This is a genomic window from Gordonia terrae, assembly GCF_001698225.1.
Classification (GTDB): domain Bacteria; phylum Actinomycetota; class Actinomycetes; order Mycobacteriales; family Mycobacteriaceae; genus Gordonia; species Gordonia terrae.
This window is the reverse complement of the sequence record NZ_CP016594.1, coordinates 4,002,949-4,027,444: the sequence shown is the minus strand read 5'-3', so window position 1 is coordinate 4,027,444 and position 24,496 is coordinate 4,002,949. Positions and strand designations below refer to the sequence as shown.

At 68.1% G+C, this 24,496-nt stretch carries 14 protein-coding genes, 1 tRNA gene and 1 rRNA gene; 10 read left to right on the top strand and 6 right to left on the bottom strand.

Going from position 1 to position 24,496, the window contains the following annotated elements; genetic code table 11:
* Positions 1–68 precede the first annotated feature (68 nt).
* From BCM27_RS18090 to nudC, 4 genes are all read left to right on the top strand, one after another.
* Entirely contained in the window at positions 69–3,497 is a 3,429-nt protein-coding gene (locus BCM27_RS18090; RefSeq protein ID WP_004023429.1) for an ATP-dependent helicase, read from the top strand.
* Positions 3,490–6,879 carry an ATP-dependent helicase gene (locus tag BCM27_RS18085; RefSeq protein ID WP_004023428.1) on the top strand — a complete coding sequence of 1,130 codons (3,390 nt, stop codon included), beginning with the start codon at positions 3,490–3,492 and terminating at the stop codon, positions 6,877–6,879. The genes BCM27_RS18090 and BCM27_RS18085 overlap by 8 nt, the downstream gene beginning before the upstream one ends.
* Positions 6,880–6,981: 102 nt before the next feature.
* Positions 6,982–8,052, top strand: coding sequence for a potassium channel family protein (locus BCM27_RS18080; RefSeq protein ID WP_004023427.1), 1,071 nt, complete (start codon positions 6,982–6,984; stop codon positions 8,050–8,052).
* 35 nt (positions 8,053–8,087) lie between these two features.
* The gene (nudC, locus tag BCM27_RS18075; protein WP_004023426.1) at positions 8,088–9,017 is read left to right on the top strand and encodes an NAD(+) diphosphatase; all 930 of its coding nucleotides are present in this window, start codon (positions 8,088–8,090) and stop codon (positions 9,015–9,017) included.
* Positions 9,018–9,043: 26 nt separating this feature from the next.
* Here the strand turns inward: nudC and BCM27_RS18070 are convergent, their stop codons facing one another.
* Positions 9,044–9,328 (bottom strand): mycoredoxin, encoded by a 285-nt coding sequence (locus BCM27_RS18070; RefSeq protein WP_004023425.1) that lies wholly within the window; start codon positions 9,326–9,328, stop codon positions 9,044–9,046.
* Between the two features lie 129 nt (positions 9,329–9,457).
* Between BCM27_RS18070 and BCM27_RS18065 the strand changes: the two genes are divergently transcribed.
* Positions 9,458–11,608 (top strand): ATP-dependent helicase, encoded by a 2,151-nt coding sequence (locus tag BCM27_RS18065; protein ID WP_004023424.1) that lies wholly within the window; start codon positions 9,458–9,460, stop codon positions 11,606–11,608.
* 608 nt (positions 11,609–12,216) lie between these two features.
* Positions 12,217–12,507, top strand: a complete 291-nt coding sequence (locus tag BCM27_RS18060) for a WhiB family transcriptional regulator (RefSeq protein WP_033206051.1) — start codon at positions 12,217–12,219, stop codon at positions 12,505–12,507.
* A 63-nt stretch (positions 12,508–12,570) separates the two neighbouring features.
* On the opposite strand, the gene BCM27_RS18055 is transcribed toward BCM27_RS18060, so the two are convergent.
* The 3 genes from BCM27_RS18055 to BCM27_RS18045 form a co-directional block, all read right to left on the bottom strand.
* Entirely contained in the window at positions 12,571–13,887 is a 1,317-nt protein-coding gene (locus BCM27_RS18055; RefSeq protein WP_004023421.1) for an ABC1 kinase family protein, read from the bottom strand.
* Between the two features lie 15 nt (positions 13,888–13,902).
* The gene (locus BCM27_RS18050; RefSeq protein ID WP_004023420.1) at positions 13,903–14,853 is read right to left on the bottom strand and encodes a hypothetical protein; all 951 of its coding nucleotides are present in this window, start codon (positions 14,851–14,853) and stop codon (positions 13,903–13,905) included.
* An 88-nt stretch (positions 14,854–14,941) separates the two neighbouring features.
* Positions 14,942–16,429 (bottom strand): zinc-dependent metalloprotease, encoded by a 1,488-nt coding sequence (locus BCM27_RS18045; protein WP_004023419.1) that lies wholly within the window; start codon positions 16,427–16,429, stop codon positions 14,942–14,944.
* A 145-nt stretch (positions 16,430–16,574) separates the two neighbouring features.
* Between BCM27_RS18045 and BCM27_RS18040 the strand changes: the two genes are divergently transcribed.
* Positions 16,575–17,639: a YlbL family protein gene (locus BCM27_RS18040; protein WP_033206044.1), complete on the top strand. Its 1,065-nt coding sequence runs from the start codon at positions 16,575–16,577 to the stop codon at positions 17,637–17,639.
* 21 nt (positions 17,640–17,660) lie between these two features.
* Here the strand turns inward: BCM27_RS18040 and BCM27_RS18035 are convergent, their stop codons facing one another.
* Complete coding sequence (locus tag BCM27_RS18035) at positions 17,661–18,203, bottom strand: PPA1309 family protein (protein WP_004023417.1); 543 nt, start codon at positions 18,201–18,203, stop codon at positions 17,661–17,663.
* Positions 18,204–18,423: 220 nt separating this feature from the next.
* Here BCM27_RS18035 and BCM27_RS18030 point away from each other — a divergent pair, with 220 nt between their 5' ends.
* On the top strand, positions 18,424–21,378 hold the full coding sequence (locus tag BCM27_RS18030; RefSeq protein WP_239404016.1) for a UPF0182 family protein: 2,955 nt from the start codon (positions 18,424–18,426) through the stop codon (positions 21,376–21,378).
* Positions 21,379–21,422: 44 nt separating this feature from the next.
* Here BCM27_RS18030 and BCM27_RS18025 read toward each other — a convergent pair whose 3' ends face one another.
* Positions 21,423–21,707: a hypothetical protein gene (locus BCM27_RS18025; protein ID WP_004023415.1), complete on the bottom strand. Its 285-nt coding sequence runs from the start codon at positions 21,705–21,707 to the stop codon at positions 21,423–21,425.
* A gap of 219 nt (positions 21,708–21,926) precedes the next feature.
* Here BCM27_RS18025 and BCM27_RS18020 point away from each other — a divergent pair.
* A tRNA-Met gene (locus BCM27_RS18020) sits at positions 21,927–22,003 on the top strand.
* Between the two features lie 916 nt (positions 22,004–22,919).
* Positions 22,920–24,442 (top strand): 16S ribosomal RNA (locus tag BCM27_RS18015).
* The last annotated feature ends 54 nt before the right edge of the window (positions 24,443–24,496 follow it).

The following is a 24,496-nucleotide window of genomic DNA, read 5'->3' as shown; positions in this document are numbered from 1 at the left end:
CGGACGGGAACCGACGCAGGTGGCGGCGCCTCGCCGAGAGCGTCGGTGGGCCGTGATTCGATGGGTGCATGAGTCGGAGACCGGGTGCCCAGACCCCGCGCAGCGCGCTGCGCGCGCGACTTGTCGCGGCCCCCGACTCCACGGATCGTCCCCGGCACTGGCCGCCTGCGGTGGCCGAGGTCATCGAGCCGCCCACGAGCCGCCCGGCCGACGAGGAACAGGCCTGGCGCCCGGTACGGGTGCACGGCGGTCCGGGGAGCGGGAAGACTGCGCTGATCGTCGACGCCGCGGTGGCCCGACTGCTCGACCCGGACACCGATCCGGAGTCCGTTCTCGTCCTGGCGTCCAGCCGGCGCGCGGCCGTCGCCCTGCGCGAGGAGATCACCCGGCGCGTCCTGTCCGCCGGGTCGAGCGGCCGCCGGGTCCTCGGCGGTGCGCTGCGCGAGCCGCTCGTGCGGACCGTGCACTCCTACGCCTTCGCGATCCTGCGCCTGCAGGCCCAGGCCCACAACAATCCGCCGCCGCGGCTCATCACGGGCTCCGAACAGGACGTCGTCCTGCGCGAGCTCCTCGCCGGCGACATCGAGGACGGCGCGGGTTACTGGCCGGCTCACCTGCGGCCCGCGCTGGGCACCGACGGTTTCGCCCAGGCGTTGCGCGACCTGATGATGCGTGCCGCCGAACGCGGCGTGGGCCCCGAAGAGCTTGCCGCACTGGGACGTACACACAAGCGGCCGGAGTGGGCCGCGGCCGCTCGCGCGTACGCCCAGTACGAGCAGAACATGCTGCTGCGCGGGGCGGTCGGCCTCGAGACGCCGGGTGCCTCGGCGCCCGCGGTCGACGCGGCCGAGCTGATCGGTTCGGCGCTGTCGGCGTTCGCCACCGATCCCGACCTGCTGAGCGGCGAGCGCCGCCGCATCCGGCACCTGCTGGTCGACGATGCGCAACATCTCGATCCGCAAGCGGCGCAGCTCATCACGCTGGTCGGGACCGGAACCCTCTCGACGATCATCGCGGCCGACACCGACCAGTCCGTGTTCGGGTTCCGGGGTGCGAGTCCGCGCTTCGCCGACGGGCTGGCCGAACCGGGCAGCCCGCTCGACATCCTCCTCGAGGACGACTTCCGGTCCCGGCCCGAGCTGTCCCGGCTCGGACGCGCGATCGCCGCCCGGTTGCCCGGCGCCCGCCCGCATCCCTATCCCCGGCCGGCCACCGATGTGGATGCCGCCGAGCCGGAGTCGGAGGGGTCGGGCCCCGCGAACGGGGGCGGCGCGGCCGCCGTGCGGGTGTACGGGTCCGCGGCCAAGGAGGCCACCGCCATCGCCGACCTGCTGCGGCGTGCCCATCTCTTCGACGAGGTGCCGTGGTCGCAGATGGCGGTCGTCGTCCGGTCGGTGTCGCTGGCGCTGCCGCCGCTGCGACGGGCCTTCCGGTCCGCGGGCGTACCCCTGACGACGCCCGCCAGTGACCTGCCGCTGCATCGGCAACGTGCCGTCATCGGTTTGATGCTGGTGCTGCGCGCGGTCGCCGCGCGTGCGGCGAGCCCGGCTTCGCCGGACGCGCACTCCACCGACACGCCCGACCACTTCACCACCGAGGACACGCTCACGCTGCTGTCCGGTCCGATCGGTGCGGCCGATCCGGGATCGATGCGCCGGTTACGACGCGGTGTGCGCCGCCTCGACGACGCCGACGACCCGGCGGGACAACCGGATTCGCTCACGTCCCTGACCCGCGCGATCCTCGACCCCGAGGTCGGCGCGCGCTACCGTCGCCGACTCACCGAGACCGAGGCGATGCCGCTGGCGCGCGTGCTCGACGTCGTCGGCGCGGCCCAACGGGTGCACGACGCGCGGCGCGGGATCGAGGAGACCCTGTGGGCGGCGTGGCAGGCCACCGGGCTCGAGCGGCGGTGGGCGGCATCGGCCGTTCGCGGCGGCCCGGCGGGCGAGCAGGCCGACCGCGACCTCGACGCGGTCATGGCGATGTTCGAGTCCGCCGCGGACTTCACCGACACGCTGCCCGCGGCCGGGCCGGCCGGGTTCGTGCACTACCTGTCCCAGCTGCAGATCCCGCGCGACAGCCGGACGGCCACGGCGGCAACCGAATCGGTGACGGTGCTCTCCGCACACGCCGCGGTGGGACGCGAATGGGAGGTCGTCGCCGTCGCGGGCGTCCAGGACGGACTGTGGCCGTCGTTGCGAAGTCGCGGAGGCGTTCTGGCCACCGGACAACTCGTCGACATCCTCGACGGCATGGCCGCCGACGCCGTGGACACCGTCGCCCGCGGGGCGACCGCACTGGCCGACGAGCGCAGGCTGTTCCTCGTCGCCTGCACGCGGGCCCGTAGCCGGTTGCTCGTGACCGCGGTCGAGGACGGCAGCGGGGACGCGTCACCGTCTCGCTTCATCACCGAACTCGCGGATCTGGTCGGCGATCCCGACGATCCGGCGGAGTCGGCCCGCGCCGAGGTCCGGCTCGACCCCGGCGTCGACCGGGTGCTCTCGTTGCCCTCACTGGTCGCGACGCTGCGATCGGCGGTGATCGCCGGCGCCGACGAACCCGATGCGCCCCGGACGACGGCCGCGGCGCGTCTGCTGGCCGAACTCGCCGACTCCGACATCCCGGGTGCGCATCCGCGCGACTGGTTCGGGCTCGCCGCACCGAGCACCGACGCTCCGTTGTGGACGCCGGAGTCGGGTCCGCTGACCCTCTCGCCGTCGAATGTCGATGCGCTGACCCGCTGTTCGTTGCGGTGGGTTCTCGAACGCAACGGCGGGCGCGACGGCGACGGCACCCCGGCACTGACCGGCAGCCTCGTGCACACGCTCGTCCAGGCGGTCGCCGGCCAACTCGATCCGGCCGAGGTGACCGCAGCGCTCCGCGACATCTGGGAACGTGTCGACACCGGTGCCGGCTGGTACTCGGCCCGCGAACTCGAGCGCGCCGAGGGCATGCTCGGGCACTTCCGGGAGTGGCTGCGCATCTCGCGCTCCGAACTCGAGGAGGTGGGCGTCGAGTTGCCCGTCGACGCAACCATTCCCGCCGACCCCACCGCGGGCCCCGACGAGCTCGAGGTCCGCCTCCGCGGACGCGTCGACCGACTCGAGACCGATGCCGAGGGCAGGCCGGTCGTGGTCGACGTCAAGACCTCCAAGACGCCGATCACCAAGGCCGACGCCGACGAGCACGCCCAGATGGCGGCCTATCAGGTGGCGCTGGCGCACGGCGGGGTGCCGCAGTTCGGCGACACCCCGCCCGGCGGTGCGCGACTGGTCTACGTGTCGACCGCGAACCGCAATTCCGGTGCGGCCGAACGCGTCCAGTCGCCGCTGACACCGGAGTTGCTCGACGAGTGGATCGGGGTGGTACGCCGCGCGGCCCGGGCCAGCGTCGGACCGACGTACAGCGCGACACCCAATCCCGGTTGTGTGCACTGCACTCTCACCACGAGTTGTCCCGCACAGATCCCGGGGAAGGCGGTGACCGATGACTGATCTGCAGGACCGGATCGACCGGCCGATCGTCGGGGCGAAGTCGCTGGCGGCCGCGCTGGGACTGCCCGACCCCACGCCCGAGCAGGTCGCGGTGATCGAGGCGCCGATGGAACCCATGCTCGTCGTCGCCGGCGCGGGTGCAGGCAAGACCGAGACGATGGCCTCGCGCGTGGTGTGGCTGGTGGCCAACCAGCTCGTGGCCCCCGACGAGATCCTCGGACTCACGTTCACGCGCAAGGCCGCGAGCGAACTCGGCGCCCGCATCCGGCGGCGCCTCTCGATGCTCGCCGGGTCGCCGGCGCTGCGGAACTGGGATCCCGACGGCGCGTTGGCCGCCCGGCTACGCGGTGCCGATCCGGAGGTGAGCACCTACCACGCCTATGCCGGGCGGCTGATCGCCGACTACGGGCTGCTCCTGCCGGTCGAACCGTCGTCGACACTGCTCACCGAGACCGAGCTCTGGCAGCTGGCGTTCTCACTCGTCTCCGCATGGCCGGGCGAACTGAACACCAAGAAGGTGCCGGCGAGTGTCACCGAGGCGGTGCTCAAACTGTACGGCGAGATGTCGGAGCACCTGGTCGACATCACCGACCTCGCGCAGGCGGGTTCGACGCTGTACGAGCTCGTCGACACCCTTCCGAAGGGTCCCAAACAGCGCGACAAGCCGACGCAGGCGCTGCTGAAGGTGCAGGAGGTCATCGACGAACGGCGTGAGCTGATCCCGATGGTGATCGCGCTGGGCGAGACGATGCGGGCGCAGTCCGCGCTCGACTTCGGCAGCCAGATGTCACTCGCGGCACGGCTGGTGGTGTCCAACCCCGAGGTCGTCGCCGCCGAACGCACCGCGTTTCGCGCGGTCCTGCTCGACGAGTACCAGGACACCGGTCACTCGCAACGGGTGCTGCTGTCGACGCTGTTCGGCGGGCACGGGCGCGCCCCGGTCGCGGTCACCTCGGTCGGCGACCCGATCCAGTCCATCTACGGGTGGCGGGGTGCCTCGGCGGCCAATCTGCCGCGGTTCGCCCGCGACTTCCCGCGTCCCGACGGGACTCCCGCCCGTCGCCTGGAGCTCCTCACCAGCTGGCGGAACGCGGCCCAGGGGTTGCGGCTGGCCAATCAGATCTCCGAGGAGCTCCGACGCCGCGGCATCCCGGTCAGCGTGCTCCGGCCCCGTCCCGACGCCCCCCACGGCACGGCGACGATCGCGCTGACCGAGACCGTCGTCGACGAACGGAACGTCATCGCCGATGCGATCGAGGAACGCTACCGTGCGGCCCAGGCCGCGGACGAGGCACCGCCGACCACCGCGATCCTGGTGCGCCGCAACGAGGATTCGGCACCGCTGGCCGCCGAACTCGAGAGCCGGGGCATCCCCACCGAGGTGGTGGGCATCGGCGGTCTGCTGCACGTCCCGGAGATCGAGGACATCGTCGCGACCCTGCGCGTGATGGCCGACCCGATGGCCGGGACCGCGGTGATGCGTCTGCTCACCGGGGCCCGCTGGCGGCTGGGCGCCAAGGACCTCGCCGCGCTGTGGCGCCGGGCCACCACTCTGGCGGCGGAGAGTTTCGCCGAGGCGGGCGGCGTCGTCACCAGCCGAGAGGCGCTCGACGCGGCACTCGACGCCGTGCTGCCCACCGAGATCGTGGACCGGGCGGGAATCGCCGACGGCGTCGTCGATCCGGGCGAACCCACCGACTACAGCCCCGAGGGGTACGCGCGCATCCGGGCGTTCGGTGCGCAGTTGGAGTCCTTGCGGCGTCGGATCGGACAGCCGCTCCCCGAACTCGTCGCCGACGTGGAGAACACGATCGGGGTCGGCGTCGAGGCCCAGATCCGGGCGCGCCGCATGCGGGGCGCGATCACCGGCCGGGAACATCTCGACGCCTTCGCCGACTACGTCAGCCACTACGCCGATCGCCCGGGCGCCAACCTGCCCGGCCTGTTGGCGTTCCTCGACGCCGCCGAGACGATCGAGAAGGGTCTGGAGCCGGGGCGCATCGAGGTGGCCGAACAGCGCGTGCAGATCCTCACCGTGCATGCGGCCAAAGGACTCGAATGGGACGTCGTCGCGATACCGCACCTGGCGAAGGGGATCTTCCCCAGCGCCAAGGCCGACACCACGTGGCTGGGCAGTGCACGCGAGCTCCCGGCCGACCTGCGCGGTGATCTGGCCATCCCGGCCGAGGCGGCCGACGGTGCGCCGGAAGGGTTTCCGATCCTGACGATCGACACGGTCGCCGACCGCAAACAACTCGAGGACGCCCTGACCGACCACAAGGCCGCGATCGGCGAGCGTCGCCTCGAAGAGGATCGGCGGCTGCTGTACGTGGCGCTCACCCGCGCTCGGCACGATCTGCTCATCTCGGCGCACCACTGGTCGGAGACCGGCGACAAACCGCGCGGCGGCTCGGATTTCTTCGACGAGCTGATGGTCGGCATCGACGAGGCGATCACCGACCCGAGCGTCGACTCGACCGGGCTGTCGATCGCGGTACGTACGCCGCCGCCGGAGCCGGACAGCCCGAATCCGTTGGCCGAGCGTGCGATCGCAGCACCGTGGCCGCGCGATCCGCTCGGCGGCCGCCGCGACTCGGTCCAGCGAGCGGCCGACCTGGTCACCGACGCCATCGCCACCCGCGCAGCGCCCGCGCTGTTCGACGCACCGGCCGTCGACTCGGAGACCGCGACCACGCCTCCGGCCGATCCGGCGGACGAGATCGGTGCCTGGGAGGCCGAGGTGTCGGCCCTGCTCGCCGAGCATCACCAGGCGAATCAGGCGCTCGTCGAGGTGTCGCTGCCGACCCACCTGTCCGTCAGCCAGCTGGTCGAACTCGACGCCGACGAAGCCGAGTTCGCCCGTCGGTTGCGCCGCCCGACGCCGTTCCGGCCCAACCCGATGGCTCGGCGCGGCACCGCGTTCCACGCGTGGGTGGAACGGTGGTTCGGCGCGACCCGACTCCTCGACATCGACGAATTGCCCGGTGCCGCAGACGCGACCGCGAGCCCGGACGCCGATCTCGAGGAACTGCGGGCGGCGTTCCTCTCCTCGCCCTGGGCGAATCGCAGTCCCACCGAGGTGGAGGTGCCCTTCGAGACCGTCATCGGCGGGATCGTGGTGCGTGGACGGATCGATGCGGTCTTCGCCGAGAAGGACGGCTCGTGGACGGTCGTCGACTGGAAGACCGGTGTGATCCCCGAACCCGCCCGCCGGGAATCGTTGTTCATCCAGCTCGCCGCGTACCGCCTGGCGTGGGCGCAGCTGGCCGGGGTGGAGGCGACGAAGGTCCGGGCCGCGTTCCACTATGTGCGCGACGGGCACACGCTGGAGGCCGACGACCTGCCCGACGAGGCGACCCTCGCCGCCAAGCTCGCCCGATGAGCCGGCCCGTGACGCGAGGGGAGTCCCGCCAGATGAGTTGTGGGGCGCCGTGGTGGGCTACATTGCAGCGTGTGAGCGAACTCGACGAGCGCGAGCGCGCCGGTGGCTAACCGCCTGCGCCGACGCTTCGGCGGTACCGATCTGGTCAACCGGCCCGACCATGCACTGGTCGGCGTCGTCCGTATCCCCGAACTCCAGCAGAGTCCGAGCCGGGCGATCGGCCGACGCGTTTTCTGGGCGACCCTGGCGCTGCTGTTCACCTCGGTCGTGGTCTGGTTGGATCGCGCCGGCTACCGCGACGCACAGGACAACGAGCTGTCGTACCTGGATGCGCTGTACTACTCCGCGGTGACCCTCTCCACGACGGGCTACGGCGACATCACGCCGATCACGCCGTTCGCCCGTTTCATCAACCTCGTCATCATCACGCCGTTGCGCGTGCTGTTCCTGATCGTGCTGATCGGTACCACCCTCGAGGTGCTCACCGAACGGTCTCGACAGGCGCTCAAGATCCAGCGTTGGAGGAATACCGTGCGCAATCACACCGTGGTCATCGGTTACGGCACCAAGGGCCGCACCGCGGTGGACGCGATGCGCGGTGACGGGATCAAGCCTTCCGAGATCGTCGTCGTCGACGCCGACGCCACGGTCCTCGAGGCGGCCGCCTCCGACGGACTGGTCACGGTGCGCGGCGACGCCACGAAGTCGGATGTGCTGCGGCTGGCCGGCGTGGCCCACGCCGCGAGCATCGTCGTGGCCACCAGCCGCGACGACACCGCGGTCCTCGCCACACTCACCGCCCGCGAACTCAACCCGCGGGCGAAGATCGTCGCGTCGATCCGGGAATCGGAGAACACCCACCTGATGCGGCAGTCCGGTGCGAACTCGGTGGTGGTGTCGTCGGAGACCGCCGGTCGCCTGCTCGGCATCGCGACGATGACCCCGTCGGTGGTGGAGGTGATCGAGGACCTTCTCACCCCGGACGCCGGTTACGCCATCGCCGAACGTGAGGTCGATCCGACCGAGACCGGTGGGTCGCCCGCCCACACCCGCGACATCGTCCTCGGCGTCGTGCGCAACGGCGTACTGCATCGTGTCGACGACAGCGAGGTCGAACAGATCGAGGTCGGCGACCGCCTGCTGTATGTCCGCAAGAGCCCCAACGACGACTGACCGATCCGCCGCTTCTGAGAAAGGCTTGTGCGCCAGTGCATTTCGAGCTGCCCGAACCGCCCCTGCTGTCGCGTGCGGTGTTCGACCGCGCGGACGCCATCCGCGACGACGCGCACCGGATGGCCGCCGGATGGCCGACGGCGAAGGTGTTGCTGATCGACGCGGCCGGTCGGTACCCGGTGACCGATGCCGGTGCGTTGCACTGGGTCGCCGCCACCACTGTCGCGGAGGCCCCACCGGCCGACGCGGTCATCCTCGGCTTCGACGCGGCCGACGGTGGCGCCGACCTGTGGACGCGTCGTGTGCACCACATCGACGGGCCGACCGACGACGCCCGGCGTGGTGCGACGCGGCTGTCCGCCGACGAGGCGGGCCTGCTCGCCACCGCACTGGGGATCCTGAACTGGCATGAGACCGCCCGTCATTCACCGGTCGACGGTTCGCCCACCCAACCCGCTCGCGGCGGGTGGGTCCGGCGCAGCGTCGACTCCGGACGAGACGAGTTCCCGCGTACCGACCCGGCGATCATCACCGTCGTCCACGACGGTGCCGACCGCATCCTGCTCGGTCGGCAGGCCGTGTGGCCGGACGGCTGGTATTCGACGCTTGCCGGTTTCGTCGAGCCGGGGGAGTCGCTCGAACAGTGCGTGCTCCGCGAGGTGCACGAAGAAGTCGGCATCGTGGTGCGCGAACCGCGCTACCTGGGCAGCCAGCCCTGGCCGTTCCCACGGTCGCTCATGTTGGGTTTCGCGGCCATCGGCGACCCGACCGACGAGCTGGCATTCCTCGACGGCGAGATCGGCGACGCGCAGTGGTTCCACCGCGATGAGGTCCGGGAGGCTCTTGCCCGCGGCGACGGCTGGTCACGCGCCGAGGCGCCGGGCGCCGACGACGCGGATCGTCTGCGTCTTCCCGGGTCGATCTCCATCGCGCGATCGATGATCGAGGCCTGGGCGGCCGGGTAACCCGCGCCGAGCAGACCCGATGCGTCTCAGACGCCCAGCTTGGCCTTGACGTCGGCGATCGACGGGTTGGTGGCTGTGGTGCCGTCGGCGTAGAGGACGGTGGGCACGACGTGATTGCCGCCGTTGACACTGCCCACGAACTCGGCGGCGTCGGGGTTCAGCTCGATGTCGATCTCCTGCCAGGTGATTCCGCTGCTCTTGAGGCCGCGCTTGAGGCGGGCGCAGAATCCGCACCACGACGTCGTGTACATGGTCAGTTCGCCGGTGTCGGAGGTGCGGGCGCCGGCCTCGTCGTCGATCACGTTGCTCATGGGTCCCATAACACCATGTCCGGGCCCGCTGTTCCCGTCGGCATCGTTGTCGCCCGTAGCTGTTCCCTGCTGTGCTGTTCGCTGCTGTGCCGTTCCCATCTGGGGGCGGCGTCGGTGGTTGGTGACATAGTGGACGCCGTGCCTCACCCGACTGCTGCCGCGAATCCCGAGTCCTCGCGTCGCGCCTCGGCGCCGGTGAGTCGTGGCGCGGTCGAGGGGCTCGATCCCGAACAGAGCGCCGCCGTCCTCGCGCCGCGGGGACCGGTGTGCGTACTGGCCGGCGCGGGCACGGGCAAGACCCGGACCATCACCCGGCGGATCGCCCACCTCATCGACACCGGCCAGGTCAACCCCGGTCAGGTTCTCGCGGTCACGTTCACCGCCCGGGCCGCGGGGGAGATGCGGACCCGATTGCGCAGTCTTGGTGTCGGCGGCGGTTCGGGCGGCAGCGTCGCGGCCCAGACCTTCCACGCCGCCGCCATGCGGCAGCTGCGGTACTTCTGGCCGCGCGCGTTCGGTGACGCCCGCTGGGAACTCCTCGACAACAAGTTCCCGCTCATCTCGCGGGCGGCCCGACGCTCCGGTCTGGACACCGCCACCGACACCCTGCGCGACCTGTCGTCGGAGATCGAGTGGGCCAAGGCCTCGCTCATCTCGCCGGAGAACTACGTCGAGGCCGTGGGCCGGCTCGGCCGGGAGTCGCCGGCGCCGCCCGCGAAGGTCGCCGCCGTGTACGGACACTACGAGGACGCCAAGGTCTCGCCCGATGGTGACCGGTTGCTCGACTTCGACGACATGCTCATCTACATGACCCAGATCCTCACCGCCGAGCCCGGCGCGGCGGATGAGTTCCGTTCGCGGTACCGGTGTTTCGTCGTCGACGAATACCAGGACGTGACCCCCGTGCAGCAGGGTCTGCTCGACGCCTGGCTGGGGGAGCGCGACGATCTGACGGTCGTCGGCGATGCCAACCAGACGATCTACACCTTCACCGGCGCGTCCCCCAACCACCTGCTGGACTTCAGTCGCCGGTTCCCGGAGGCGACGGTCGTCCGGCTGGAGCGGGACTACCGGTCCACCCCCGAGGTGGTCGACCTCGCGAACCGGGTCATCGGTGCGGCCCGCGGCCGGATCGCGGGAACCCGGCTCCGCCTCGTCGGACAACGCCCCGCCGGTCCGGCGCCGCAGTTCGCCGAGTACGACGACGAGCCCGCTGCGGCGACTGCCGTCGCCATCGAGATCAAGCACCTCCTCCGCGCCGGGGTCGCACCCGCGGAGATCGCCATCCTGTACCGGGTCAACGCGCAGTCGGAGAACTATGAGCAGGCGCTCACCGAGATGGGTATCCCGTACCAGGTCCGCGGGGGCGAGGCGTTCTTCGCGCGCACCGAGGTTCGGCAGGCCATGCGGCAGCTCGCCACGGTCGCCGGCCGGGAGGTCAGGCCCGACGTGGAGATCCTCGACGTCGTGCGCGCGGTCCTCGGCGAACTCGGACTCACCGAGGAGGAGCCGTCGGGCGCCCAGGCGCGGAGCCGCTGGGAGTCGCTGAAAGCGCTGGTCCAGCTGACCGAGGACATGGTGGCCGAGAATCCCGAGCTGACGCTGCCGCAGCTGTCGGCCGAGCTCGCGTCGCGCGCCGAGGCTCGTCACCCACCGACCGTGCAGGGTGTCACGCTGTCGTCGCTGCACGCGGCCAAGGGACTCGAGTGGGACGCGGTGTTCCTCGTCGGACTCACCGACGGGTCCCTGCCCATCAGCCAGGCGATCAAGGGGTCGTGGGAAGAGGTCGAGGAGGAGCGACGCCTCTTCTACGTCGGCGTCACCCGCGCCCGCGAGCATCTGCATCTGTCGTGGGCGCTGGCCCGCAACGAGGGTGGCCGCGCTCGACGGCGGTCACGTTTCCTTGCCGATCTCGTTCCCGACGACTCGCCGGCCTCGCCGATCGCGAAGGAGCGAGCACCCCGTCGTGGGCCGACGTGCCGGGTCTGTGGTTCGCGCCTGATGGACTCGACCGCGACACTGCTCGGTCGCTGCGCGGGGTGCCCCTCGGATCTCGACGAAGGGCTGCTGGTCTCGCTGAAGGAATGGCGTCGTGAGCGGGCGCAGGAGAAAAAGGTACCGGCGTTCGTCGTCTTCTCCGACAAGACGCTCACCGCGATCGCCGAGCAACGACCCACCGATACCGCTGCGCTGGTGGCGATCTCGGGAATCGGCGCCAAGAAGGTCGACGACTACGGCGACGACATCCTCGAACTCGTCAAAACTGCAGGTCAAAAATAGGTTGTGCGGGTTTCGGCCCAGCGTCTAGTCTGATTCCCGTCAGTACGGGGATGGGTCGAGTGCGTCCGTCACGAGGCCCCCACAGTCACCGACGACCGACGACAACGCGGAAAGCCACGAGACCAGAAGGGAGTGGATCAGTGAACGGAATCATCGTGCGCCAGGCCGGCACCTGCCAGTCTGCGGCAAAACTGAGTGCGGCAAACACGCATGCGACGACATCGCATGGCACGAAGCGCAATCAGCCCGCCATCGCGCGTACCGGTCGCACCCGCTCCTGGATGCCGGTCGCCCGAGCGTGCACCAGCTTCGCACGCCCGGTCGCCCTCCCTCCGGCGGCTCTGCACCTGGCAGCCGAAGCGCGCGTAGCGCGAATCGCACCGCCCGCAGCAGCAGTAGCACCCGCGCCGCGTCGGTTCCCCGTTCTGTTCCGAAGTTCCCGGAGTTAGATCTCCGAGACAATCCGGGCCACGGGCGAATCGCAGAGGCGACACCCGTGGCCCTCTTTTCTGTCATTCGAATCTCCGCCCCGTTCCGGGGTCTCGGACACAGAGCCACATCGAGGACTCGGGTTCAACACCCCAAACGAGCAGATGTGGAGAATCCCAATGACTGTCGAATGCGTACTCGAGTCCTGTATGTCGGCGGACCGCGCAGCGACCGCCCGGCTCGACCTGCCCTGCCAGGTCGCCGACGCAGATCTGTGGTTCGCCGAAGACCCCCGTGACCTCGAGCGTGCGAAGGCGATGTGCGCCGAGTGCCCGCTGCGGGCCCAGTGCCTGCAGGCCGCGCTCGACCGGTCCGAACCCTGGGGGGTCTGGGGCGGCGAGATCTTCGAGCGTGGCGCCGTCATCGCGCGCAAGCGTCCCCGCGGCCGTCCGCGCAAGAACGCTGCGTGACAACGACACCGACGCCGCGAGCAGAAATGCTCGCGGCGTCGGTGTCGTGTCTGTGGAGTGGTGTCAGTCGCCCAGGCCGGGAACCCACTCCTCCATGATGGCGCGGTAGGGGGCGTGCGCCTCGAGTTGCGAGGCGATGCCGACGCAGCCCCCGAGCACACGGAAGACCATCACGAAACGCTTGGGCACGTTGAGGTTTCGTGAGGTCTTGTACACGTCCCCGCGGACATCGGTGGCCTTGCCCGCGGCTCGTTGCATCCACTTCCGGGTGAAGTGGAAGGACTCGGAGTAGAGCGGATCGACGTATGGTCGAAGGTAGGCCTCGAGATCGGCACTCGTCACCTTGTTCGCATGGGACGGGCGGATGAACTCGGCCGAGATCATGAGCTCTTTGAGTTCGTCGTACTTCTTGTCACGCGCCAGGCGCAGGATCGGACCGGTCTCGGGCGGGAGCCCCTCCGGGTAGTGACCCACCGCGCCGAAGTCGAGCACGCCGAAACGTCCATCGGTCGCCACGAAGAAGTTTCCCGGATGCGGGTCGCCGTGCAGGAGTCCGACCCGGTAGGGGGAGCTGACCTCGAACTCGGCCATCTTCGCGGCCGCATCGTCGCGGGTCTTCTGATCGCCTGTGGTGATGATCTTCGACAGCGGGACGCCGTCGACCCACTCCGACACGACGACCTTGGGGGCGCTCGCGACGACCTTCGGGATGAGGAAGTCGGGATGTCCGTCGTAGGCCTTGGCGAAAGCGCGCTGGTTGTCGGCTTCACCGAGGTAGTCGAGTTCGGCTTCGGTCCGGTCGATGAGTTCGTCCATCATCGCCTTGACATCGGTGCCGGGAGACAGCCGCTGCAGGAGTCCGGACATGCGGGACAGGGTCTTCAGGTCGGCTTTCAGTGCGTGGTCCGCGCCGGGATACTGCACCTTGACCGCGACCTCACGGCCGTCGGACCAGACACCCTTGTGGACCTGCCCGATGGACGCCGAGGCGGCCGGTACGTCGGAGAATTCCTGGAAACGCTCGCGCCAGCGGGTGCCGAGCTGCTGGTCGAGCACCTTGTGGACCTTCTCCGCCGGCATCGGGGGAGCGTCGGCCTGCAATTTGGTGAGGGCTTCGCGAAAGGGCTCACCGAACTCGTCCGGGATGGCGGCTTCCATGATCGAGAGCGCCTGCCCGACCTTCATGGCGCCGCCCTTCAGCTCGCCGAGGACGGCGAAGAGCTGTTCGGCGGACTTCTCCAGGAGCTCCTGGTTGACCTCGTCCTTGTCTCTGCCGACCATGCGCTTGCCGAAGCCGGCAGCGGCCCGACCGGCCATACCGATCGGAAGAGAAGCCAGTTTCGCGTTGCGGCGACCCTGTCCTTTGGTGATGTCGGTCATAGCATCCTTTCCGCGTCACACAATAGACGACCTGGCTCGTTGATCTCGTACGGCACGACAATCACAGTCCGGGTGCGGCGACCACCGCTTGATGTCCAGTCGAGTCGGGTCATCTCGCACCTCCAGAACTCGGTCCAGCAGTTGCGGGGCCGCAGGCGAGTCCGACCCGGACCGACGGCTGTGCACGGCGGCCACCAGCCACTCGATCTGGGAGTACGCGATGGCGGCGGTCATCGCCTGAACGGTCGCGCTCGCCTGTCCCGACGTGCGGATCAGCTGCGCAGCCAATGCCGGCCATTCCGGGTCTGCGTCGGAGCGGTGACGATCGGCGCACATCAGGCAACCGGACAGCCCGGGCAGCACCAGCGGACCGACGATCCCGACCCCGTCTCGGACTCGCACCAGCAGGTGCGGAATCCCGGCGCGGGTCAGCGCGAACACCACCTGCGGGTCGTGGACGACGAAGTCGGTCAGGATGACCAGGTCGGTGTCGACGGCGTCGAGCGAGCCGTCGGGGAGCCGACGCATGGTGTGCCGGGCCGACGACGTGCCCGATCCGGCCAGCGAACTCGTCAGATGCTCGCTGAGCGGTCCCTGCCCGTGGATCAGGACGTGGAAGTCCGAGCTGCGGCGCTCGACTTCGGCGACCGCCCGACCGGCGGACACCAGACTGCTCAGGACGAGGACGAGATCGTCGTCCTGCAGACCCGCCCGGCGTGCTCGGCGAGAGAACGTGTCCGAGGTACATGCGTCCTCGAGCGAACGCAGCAGCGCCGCAACCGAATGCGCCGACACCGAGGCGTCGAGATCGAGCAGCAGGCTGTCGGCCGGATCTATCCCGACGCGGACCGAGTTCCCGGGCTGGACGAGAATCGGGGTACCCGGGCGCAGCCGTGGCACCGCGAACGGACTCCCCGCGACGATGGGAGCCGAGAGGGCGCGGGCACTCGTCCGGACTGGCGACATGCGGCAACTGTGCCAGCCGGACGCCCTCACGGACGCTCGGCGAGCGGGTTATCCACAACATGGCCGGATCCACCGGGGGTGTGGACTTCTACGATCCGCCTCGGGCGGAGCCGTCACCGCTGTCGCCCTCGCCATCGGGGCTTTCGCGGTCATCGCCCTTGCCGCGAGCCCGTTCGTCGGCGATGGTCTTCTCGAGTTGCGCGATCGGGTCGTCGAGCTCGTCGCCGCCCAGGAGTCGGTCGATGAAACCGGCGGGGTTGTCGAGGTCGTCGGAATCCGGCAGCAGATCGGGGTGAGCCCACACGCCGTCCCTGGTCGCGACGTCGGTCGCCTCCAGCGCGCGACGCCACAACTCCGAGGCCTCACGGACCTTGCGGGGTCGCAACTCGAGACCGACCAGTGTTGCGAACGTCTGCTCTGCCGGCCCGCCCGAGGCGCGTCGGCGCCGCATCGTCTCGGTGAGTGCCCCGGTGCTCGGGATCCGGTCGCCCAGTGCTCGGGTCACGACCTGCTCGACCCAGCCCTCGATCAGCGCCAGCAGTGTCTCGAGGCGGCCGAGTGCTGCCTTCTGTTCCGGCGTCGTCGTCGGCTCGAACGTCGTCGACGAACTGATGAGCTCTTCGAGTTTCGAAGGGTCGGAGAGCAATTGGGTCGGGTCGATCCCGGCGGTGGCGTCGGTGATGCCGCTGAAGTCGATACTGATCCCGCGGGCGTACTCCTCGACGGTGGCGAGGAGCCGCTGACGCAGCCAGCCGACATGGGTGAACAGGCGCACGTGCGCGGCCTCACGCGCGGCCAGGAAGACGATGATCTCCTGCGCCGGCTGTTCGAGTCCCTCGGCGAACTTCGCGATCGCCTCGGGAAGCAGGACGGCGATGCCCTCGGGTGCCAGCGGCAGGCCGACATCGGTCGACGTCAGCACTTCCTTGGCGAGTTGGCCGAGGCCCTGTCCGAGCTGTGTGCCGAACGCCATGCCGCTCATCTGCGTCAGCATCCCGATCATGGGGCCGGCGAACTGCGCGGCCTCGGCGGGGAGGTTGTCCTGCCAGGTCCGGGCGAGCTGCTCGGCAACCGGATCGCACAGTCCCTTCCACGTGTCCATCGACTCCTCGAGCCATTGGACAGGGGTCCACGCCACCGTCTGGGTGACCCCGCTGGGGAAGTTGGTCGCGTCATCGAGCCAGACGTCGGCGAGACGGACGGCGTCGGCGGATGCGGTGTTCTCCTTCTCCAGGATCGGGGTGAACGAACCGATCTGCTGCCGGGCGAGGTTGGTGGCCACCGAGTAGTTCACCGGGCCTTGCCCGCCACCGGCCATACCGGCGCCCATACCGCTGAACATGTTGCCCAGTTGCGAGAACATCTGACCGATCATGTTGGGATCGAACTTCGACGGGTCGAAGTCGCCGCCCGGGCCGCCCCCGAATCCCTGGGCGCCCCCGAATCCGAACGGGTTGGACCCGCCGAACGGGTTGCCGCCGGGATTGTCGCCCGGCTTGTTCTTGTCACCGCTGTTCTTGTCGCGGTCGTCGTCGCCGTCACCGGACGACGAGAAGCCGAAGGGCAGATCACTCATGGGTTCCACCGTACCGCCCGGTGAGGTAGGTGAACGGCGACGACTGTTCGCCCTGCGCGTAGTCGGCTCATGGTTTGCCGGGCGTGGCCGCCGGCGTCCTCGGCGCACCCACTCGGCCCCGCCGCGGGGCACTATCGTGTGCGGAATGAGTTCGAGCCCCCGCTTCCGGAGAATCGCCGCGGCCGCGGTCTCCACCGTGGTCCTGCTGGCGTTGCTGGTCCTGGGCACACAGGTGCAGGTGCCCTACGCCGCGCTCGGACCCGGACCGACGCTGAACACCCTCGGCACCGCGAAGGTGGAGGACGACGGCGCGGTCGTCGAGCGCAAGGTCGTGCAGATCGACGGTGCGGCAACCGATCCGACGACCGGCCACCTCAATCTCACCACCGTCTCCGTCCGAGATGGGCTGTCGCTCTTCGACGCCCTGGGGATGTGGTTGTCGGGCACCTACTCGCTCACTCCCCGTGACCAGGTCTATCCGCCTGATCGCACCACCGAACAGGTGCAGCAGGAGAACGCCCAGCAGATGACGGGTTCGGAGGAGAACGCGACGGTCGCCGCACTCCGCTACCTGGACCGTCCGACGGCCCTGCGCATCGCGAGCGTCGGACCCGACGGACCGGCCGTCGGGGTGGTGCGCGCCGGCGACGAGGTCGTGCGGGCCGGAGGCGTACCGGTGGAGACGGGCGAACAGCTCCGGAAGGTCGTCGGTGACAATCCGCCCGGAACGGTGCTGCCGCTCGAGATCGTCCGGGCCGGCGCACAGCAGACGGTGTCGGTCACGCTCGGCAAGCATCCCGCGGACCCCGAGGCCGGCTACCTCGGCGTCGTCCCGGAGGTCGTGAACGCCGATCCCCGGCTCGAGGTCACCTACACGGTGGGCGACATCGGCGGGCCGTCGGCCGGGATGATGCTGGCATTGGCGGTCATCGACCAGCTGAGTCCCGGCGAGCTGACCTCCGGGAAGTTCATCGCCGGCACCGGCACGATCACCGACGAGGGCGCGGTCGGCCCGATCGGCGGCATCACCCACAAGACCCGAGCCGCGCGCGACGCCGGTGCGACGGTGTTCCTCGTGCCAGCCCGCAACTGTGCCGAAGCTGTTTCCGAGCGACCGGACGGGCTCGAGCTGGTCAAGGTCGACACCCTCGACGGCGCCGTCGACGCGCTGGGTGCAATCGGCGCCGGACGTCCGGCGCCGACCTGCTGACACGGTCCCGGACGCGTGGGGTCAGCCCCGCGCAGACTCCTCGGGCACGTCAGGAGCGAAGGTGCCGCGGAGCGCGGCACGCAGCTCGAGGGCCAGTTGAGGATGGGTCAGCAGCTCGCGTTCCTCGTCGGTTCCCGGACGCAATCGCATCAACGCCAGGTCCGCGCCGCTGCGCAGCACCCCGACCACCAGGCGGGCGACCTCCTCGTCCGCATGCTGGTCGCCGGTCTCGGTGACGACGTAGCGAGGCGTGTGGTCGTCGTCTTCGGGCTCCACGACGAGGATCTCGATCGCGACCGCCGCGCCGACGACGTCTCGCGGCCAGACCGCCGACGCCAGGAACTCGTCGAGGTCGTCGACGTCCTCTTCCACGGGCGTGAGGACCGGGCCGTCCGCGGAGATCACGTCGGGGAGCCGTTCGGCGAGCAGGTCCGTGGGTGCCAGCGCGAACACCGACGGTTGTTGTCCCCAACCGCGCGTGTCGACATGTTCCATGATCTCGCTCAGGGCGCTGCCGAGGTCGTCGGCTGAGTAGACACGCGGGGCATTCGATTGGTCGGCCACGTGCTCATCCTGCCCCGAGGCGCGGTACGACGACGAGTCCGCGGTGCCGGTGGGGAACCGCAGACGTGTCGCGATCGTTGAGCGGGCGCCCCGAGTGAGAAGGTCACCCGGGTGGTGCCAGTACAGTGGGCACCACGCCCAGCAGGCAGTCGTGTGCGGGCGGTGTCCGGATTGAGAGCTTTGGAGAGTGGGTCTGGTGGGCGTCCGAGGGCCGGCGGGAATGCCGACACTGTCACGCAGGAGCAAGATCATCATCGGGCTCGGTGTGGCCGTCCTGGTGCTGTTGCTCGTCGGACCGCGCCTGATCGGTCTCGCGACCGACTGGCTCTGGTTCTCCGACGTCGGGTATTCGGGCGTCTTCACCAAGGTGATCTGGACGCGCGTGATCCTGTTCCTGATCACGACGGTCGTCGTCGGGGCCATCATCTTCGGCGCGGTGGCCCTGGCATACCGCAGCCGTCCGGTGTTCGTCCCGACCGCGGGCCCGAATGATCCGCTCGCGCGCTACCGCACCGCCATCATGGGCAAGGTCCGCTGGTTCGCGATCGTCCCCGCGGTGATCATCGGCGCGCTGGCCGGCCTCGTCGCGCAGGGTTCGTGGGCGACCGTCCAGATGTTCCTGCACGGGCAGTCGTTCGGGCGGACCGATCCCCAGTTCAATCTCGACATCGGCTTCTATGCCTTCGACCTGCCGTTCTACCGGTTCGTGCTGAACCTGCTGTTCGTGGTCGTCGTGGTCGCCTTCCTGTCGAACCTCGTCACCCACTATCTCTTCGGCGGTATCCGGCTGGGGCAGGGCGGCGGTTCGGTGACCACCGCGGCACGTATCCAACTCGCGGTCCTGGCCGGGACCTTCCTCTTGCTGAAGGCGGCCGCCTACTGGCTCGACCGGTACTCGCTGCTCTCGAGTCAGCGAAAAGCCGAGATCTTCCCGGGTGCCAGTTACACCGACATCAACGCGGTGCTGCCGTCGAAGCTCATCCTGATGGCGATCGCGATCATCTGTGCGGTCGCGTTCTTCGCCGGGATCGTGCTGCGCGACCTACGGGTGCCGGCACTCGCCACCGTCTTGATGCTGTTCTCCGCGTTGCTCATCGGTGTCGGCTGGCCGCTCACGATGGAGCAGTTCTCGGTCAAGCCGAATGCCGCGCAGAAGGAAGCCGAGTACATAGACCGCGCCATCACGTCGACACGTGAGGCGTATGGGATCGGGCCGGACAAGGTCGTCACCCAGAACGACTGGACCGCCCGGCCGGCAACGCCTGCGCTGGTCAACAGCGACGTACCGACGCTGTCGAACGTACGCATCCTCGACCCGAACGTCGTGTCGCCGACGTTCATCCAGCAGCAGCAGCGGCAGAACTTCTACGGATTCCCCACGCAGCTGGCGGTCGACCGCTACCGCATCGACGGTGAACTGCGCGACTTCGTGGTCGCGGTCCGTGAACTCGACCCCAGCCGCTACCTCGAGAACCAGCAGAACTGGCTGAACAAGCACCTCGTCTACACCCACGGCGACGGGTTCGTCGCAGCTCCGGCCAACCGGGTCAACGAGTCGCGCGACGTCAACGACATCGACGGCGGTGGCGACCCGTTCTACTACGTCAGCGACACCTCGAACTACCAGTCCGAGGAGTACAAGCGCGACGCACCGATCCAGGTGAGCCAGCCCCGCATCTACTTCGGCGAGCTGCTCGCGAAGATCGACCCCGACTATGCGATCGTCGGCTCCGACGACGGTCAGGCACGTGAGCACGACATCGGTGACGACAAGTACACCTATCAGGGCCCGGCCGGGGTGTCCCTGGGCAACTGGTTCAACCGGGTGCTCTATGCGGGCAAGTACGCCGAGCGCAACTTCCTGCTGTCGGGTGAGATCAACTCGGCGTCGAAGATCATCTACAACCGCGACCCCCGCGACCGTGTCGAACAGGTGGCACCGTGGCTGACCGTGGACTCGAAGACGTATCCGGCAGTCATGGAGGACGGCTCGATCAAGTGGATCGTCGACGGGTACACGACCCTCGACAACTACCCGTACTCGCAGCCCACCTCGCTGCAGAGCGCGACCGCCGACGCCCAGGACCTCAACCCGGGCCAGACCGGACGCACGCAGATCAACAAGACCGTGTCGTACGTGCGCAACTCGGTCAAGGCGACGGTCGACGCGTACACCGGTGAGGTGGAGCTCTACGAGTTCGACACCGAGGACCCGGTACTGAAGACCTGGATGGACGTCTTCCCCGGAACGGTGAAGTCGCGTGCCGACTTCGACGCGCAGACCTCGCTGCGGGATCACGTCCGCTACCCCGAGGACATCTTCAAGATCCAGCGGCAACTCCTGACGCGCTACCACGTCGATTCGCCGCAGACGTTCTTCCAGGCGAGCGACTTCTGGTCGGTTCCCTCGGACCCGACCGATCCCGATGCCGACCAGCGCGGGCTCGATCAGCCGCCGTACTACTTCGTGGCGTCCGATCCGGAGAGCGGACAACCGACGTTCCAGCTGACCTCGGTGCTCACCCGCCTCAACCGGCCGATCCTGGGTGCGTACGTGACGGTCTCGTCGAACCCCGAGAACTACGGCCAGATGACGGTCAAACAGTTGCCCGGAAATGCCCAACGATCGGGTCCGAAGCAGGCCTTCAACCCGATGCGGACCGACGGACGTGTTGCCGAATCACTGAAGTCGCTGGAGAACACGGCGACGGTGACCTTCGGAAACCTCTTGACGCTGCCCGTGGGGGACAACGGCATCCTGTACGTCGTCCCGATGTACGCGCAGGCCCAGGGTGAGGAAGCGTTCCCCCGACTCTTCCGCGTGATCACCCGGTATGAGCCCGCCGAGCGGGAGGCCCGGATCGGGTATGCGCCGACGACCGGCGAGGCACTGCGGCAGGTCGGCATCACGCCCGCCGCCGGCGTGGTGCCCGACGATCAGCAGCCGACCGAGCCGGACCAGGCCGGGACGCCGGACACCAACACGCCGACGCCGAATGAACCTCCGCAGCAAGGTGATTCGCCCGAGCGCGATGCCGCTGCCAAGGCCATTGGCGACGCGATCACGGCCCTGCGTGAGGCCCAGCAGGGTGGCGACTTCGCCGCGTACGGTCAGGCGCTTGACCAGTTGAGTCAGGCGGTTGCCAGGTACGAGTCCCTGGCCGCCCCGAACTAGTCACGGGCCGCCCGAACACCGAGCGCTGTCTGCGCGAAGTGCCGCTATCCGCGGTATTTCCGCAGGTAGCGCTCGGTTTCGTTGGGGGTGTTGTCGGGGAGGACGGGGCTGTGGTGATGGCGATGACCGAGCGAGAAGAAGATCGACACCGCGGTGGCGAAGGCGGCCACCATCAGCAGGCCGCACAGAATGGCGGGACCGACATTGCCGACCGCCATGTGGACCAGCCAGAGTGCGGCCATCGCGAACCCGCCGAGAGCCAGGACGAAACCGACGAAGCTCATCGGGTGGTTGCCGTGACTCTCGTGGTGGAAGCGGTGAGTGTTCATGGTTCCTCCTCGGCGGTGGCTTCTCGTGTGCCGAGTGTACGCCGGATGTGATGGGCATCACATATCAAGAGGTGATTGGACATCGCTCAGTGGGCCACCGTCGACCTGCGGGTACACGTGTGTGAGTGACCGCCGTCACTGCCGTTTGCCCAGGTCGCAGCGGGTTGGGGTATCGATTTGCATCGCTGACGAGCCGGTGTGTAACGTTGTGTTCACCAACGCGGGGTGGAGCAGCTCGGTAGCTCGCTGGGCTCATAACCCAGAGGTCGCAGGTTCAAATCCTGTCCCCGCTACCAACACCAAGAACCCCCGCCCGGGATGCCCGGGCGGGGGTTCTTGCTTTGTGTCGGGGCCGGTGCCCGGGGTGCCTCGGCGAACCACCGCCGGCGAGGATGAGCCGCCGGCCGGGTCGGCGTTGGTTCTCGAGCTGTTAGCTCTTCACACCGTCGGTCCCCGCTCCGCGTGATCCCGCACCGTCGGTATTCGAAGCCTGGTTCAGAGCCGCCGGATCCATGCGTGCGGAGGTGGGGACGGGGGAGGGCCGGCGGCGCGTGGATGCCCGGCCGGCATCCCGGGAGTCGACCCGGACCCGCGCCGCCGGCGGAACCGATGGAGTCTGCGCAGACGAACCTCGGTTGGTGGCTCACGACCCCTGCTGACCAGGCGATTTGACGCCGACGGGCGCGGTGCGTAACTTATGTCGAGTCAGCGAGCCACGGCGCCGCCCCGGAGGGCCTGAGAGGGTCTGATGGCGGGGAGTGGAGACCGGGTTTGTCGTTGGCCGCCCCTTGTTTGTTCTGGTTGGGACTGTTTGTGTCTCGGGTAGGATGGTGAGGGTTGCCAGGTTCCTTGAGTCCGAACTTTTTCGGAGTTGCGGACTGCGGTTTGGGTCTGGTAGGCTGGAAGAGTTGCCCCGGAGACGGGGTGGCTTGGTTGGTTGACATGCAAGTCTGCTGGTGAGAGCCCTGTGAAGGGGTGGGTAGCTGGTGGGTGTGTGTTCTTTGAGAACTCGATAGTGTGATGATGAATTGTCTGATGCCAATGTGATGGCATCGAGCATCTTTTGTGGATGTTGATGTTTGTTTTTTTGTGTGGCGCTTCCATCCCGTGGGGGTGTCACATTTTGCTAGGTTTATTTTGGTCAGGTTGTGCTTTCCTGATTTGTGTTGAAACGCCGGCTCTTTTGGGGGGCTGGTTTTGTTTCACTGTTTTTTCATGGAGAGTTTGATCCTGGCTCAGGACGAACGCTGGCGGCGTGCTTAACACATGCAAGTCGAACGGAAAGGCCCAGCTTGCTGGGTACTCGAGTGGCGAACGGGTGAGTAACACGTGGGTGATCTGCCCTGCACTCTGGGATAAGCCTGGGAAACTGGGTCTAATACCGGATATGACCAACTGTCGCATGGTGGTTGGTGGAAAGCTTTTGCGGTGTGGGATGGGCCCGCGGCCTATCAGCTTGTTGGTGGGGTAATGGCCTACCAAGGCGACGACGGGTAGCCGACCTGAGAGGGTGATCGGCCACACTGGGACTGAGACACGGCCCAGACTCCTACGGGAGGCAGCAGTGGGGAATATTGCACAATGGGCGCAAGCCTGATGCAGCGACGCCGCGTGAGGGATGACGGCCTTCGGGTTGTAAACCTCTTTCACCAGGGACGAAGCGTGAGTGACGGTACCTGGAGAAGAAGCACCGGCCAACTACGTGCCAGCAGCCGCGGTAATACGTAGGGTGCGAGCGTTGTCCGGAATTACTGGGCGTAAAGAGCTCGTAGGCGGTTTGTCGCGTCGTCTGTGAAATTCTGCAACTCAATTGCAGGCGTGCAGGCGATACGGGCAGACTTGAGTACTACAGGGGAGACTGGAATTCCTGGTGTAGCGGTGAAATGCGCAGATATCAGGAGGAACACCGGTGGCGAAGGCGGGTCTCTGGGTAGTAACTGACGCTGAGGAGCGAAAGCGTGGGTAGCGAACAGGATTAGATACCCTGGTAGTCCACGCCGTAAACGGTGGGTACTAGGTGTGGGTTCCTTTTCACGGGATCCGTGCCGTAGCTAACGCATTAAGTACCCCGCCTGGGGAGTACGGCCGCAAGGCTAAAACTCAAAGGAATTGACGGGGGCCCGCACAAGCGGCGGAGCATGTGGATTAATTCGATGCAACGCGAAGAACCTTACCTGGGTTTGACATACACCAGACGCGGCTAGAGATAGTCGTTCCCTTGTGGTTGGTGTACAGGTGGTGCATGGCTGTCGTCAGCTCGTGTCGTGAGATGTTGGGTTAAGTCCCGCAACGAGCGCAACCCTTGTCCTGTATTGCCAGCGGGTTATGCCGGGGACTTGCAGGAGACTGCCGGGGTCAACTCGGAGGAAGGTGGGGATGACGTCAAGTCATCATGCCCCTTATGTCCAGGGCTTCACACATGCTACAATGGCTGGTACAGAGGGCTGCGATACCGTGAGGTGGAGCGAATCCCTTAAAGCCAGTCTCAGTTCGGATTGGGGTCTGCAACTCGACCCCATGAAGTCGGAGTCGCTAGTAATCGCAGATCAGCAACGCTGCGGTGAATACGTTCCCGGGCCTTGTACACACCGCCCGTCACGTCATGAAAGTCGGTAACACCCGAAGCCGGTGGCCTAACCCCTTGTGGGAGGGAGCTGTCGAAGGTGGGATCGGCGATTGGGACGAAGTCGTAACAAGGTAGCCGTACCGGAAGGTGCGGCTGGATCACCTCCTTTCTAAGGAGCACACAACAACACCTTCTACGTGACCGTTTGTGTTGCGGTGGGTGT

Coding starts and splice junctions, on each gene's coding strand:
- BCM27_RS18025 (WP_004023415.1), bottom strand. CDS start 21,707: ATGAACACTCACCGCTTCCACCACGAGAGTCACGGCAACCACCCGATG.
- BCM27_RS18085 (WP_004023428.1), top strand. CDS start 3,490: ATGACTGATCTGCAGGACCGGATCGACCGGCCGATCGTCGGGGCGAAG.
- BCM27_RS18045 (WP_004023419.1), bottom strand. CDS start 16,429: ATGAGTGATCTGCCCTTCGGCTTCTCGTCGTCCGGTGACGGCGACGAC.
- BCM27_RS18070 (WP_004023425.1), bottom strand. CDS start 9,328: ATGAGCAACGTGATCGACGACGAGGCCGGCGCCCGCACCTCCGACACC.
- BCM27_RS18055 (WP_004023421.1), bottom strand. CDS start 13,887: ATGACCGACATCACCAAAGGACAGGGTCGCCGCAACGCGAAACTGGCT.
- BCM27_RS18090 (WP_004023429.1), top strand. CDS start 69: ATGAGTCGGAGACCGGGTGCCCAGACCCCGCGCAGCGCGCTGCGCGCG.
- BCM27_RS18060 (WP_033206051.1), top strand. CDS start 12,217: ATGACTGTCGAATGCGTACTCGAGTCCTGTATGTCGGCGGACCGCGCA.
- BCM27_RS18050 (WP_004023420.1), bottom strand. CDS start 14,853: ATGTCGCCAGTCCGGACGAGTGCCCGCGCCCTCTCGGCTCCCATCGTC.
- BCM27_RS18040 (WP_033206044.1), top strand. CDS start 16,575: ATGAGTTCGAGCCCCCGCTTCCGGAGAATCGCCGCGGCCGCGGTCTCC.
- BCM27_RS18030 (WP_239404016.1), top strand. CDS start 18,424: ATGCCGACACTGTCACGCAGGAGCAAGATCATCATCGGGCTCGGTGTG.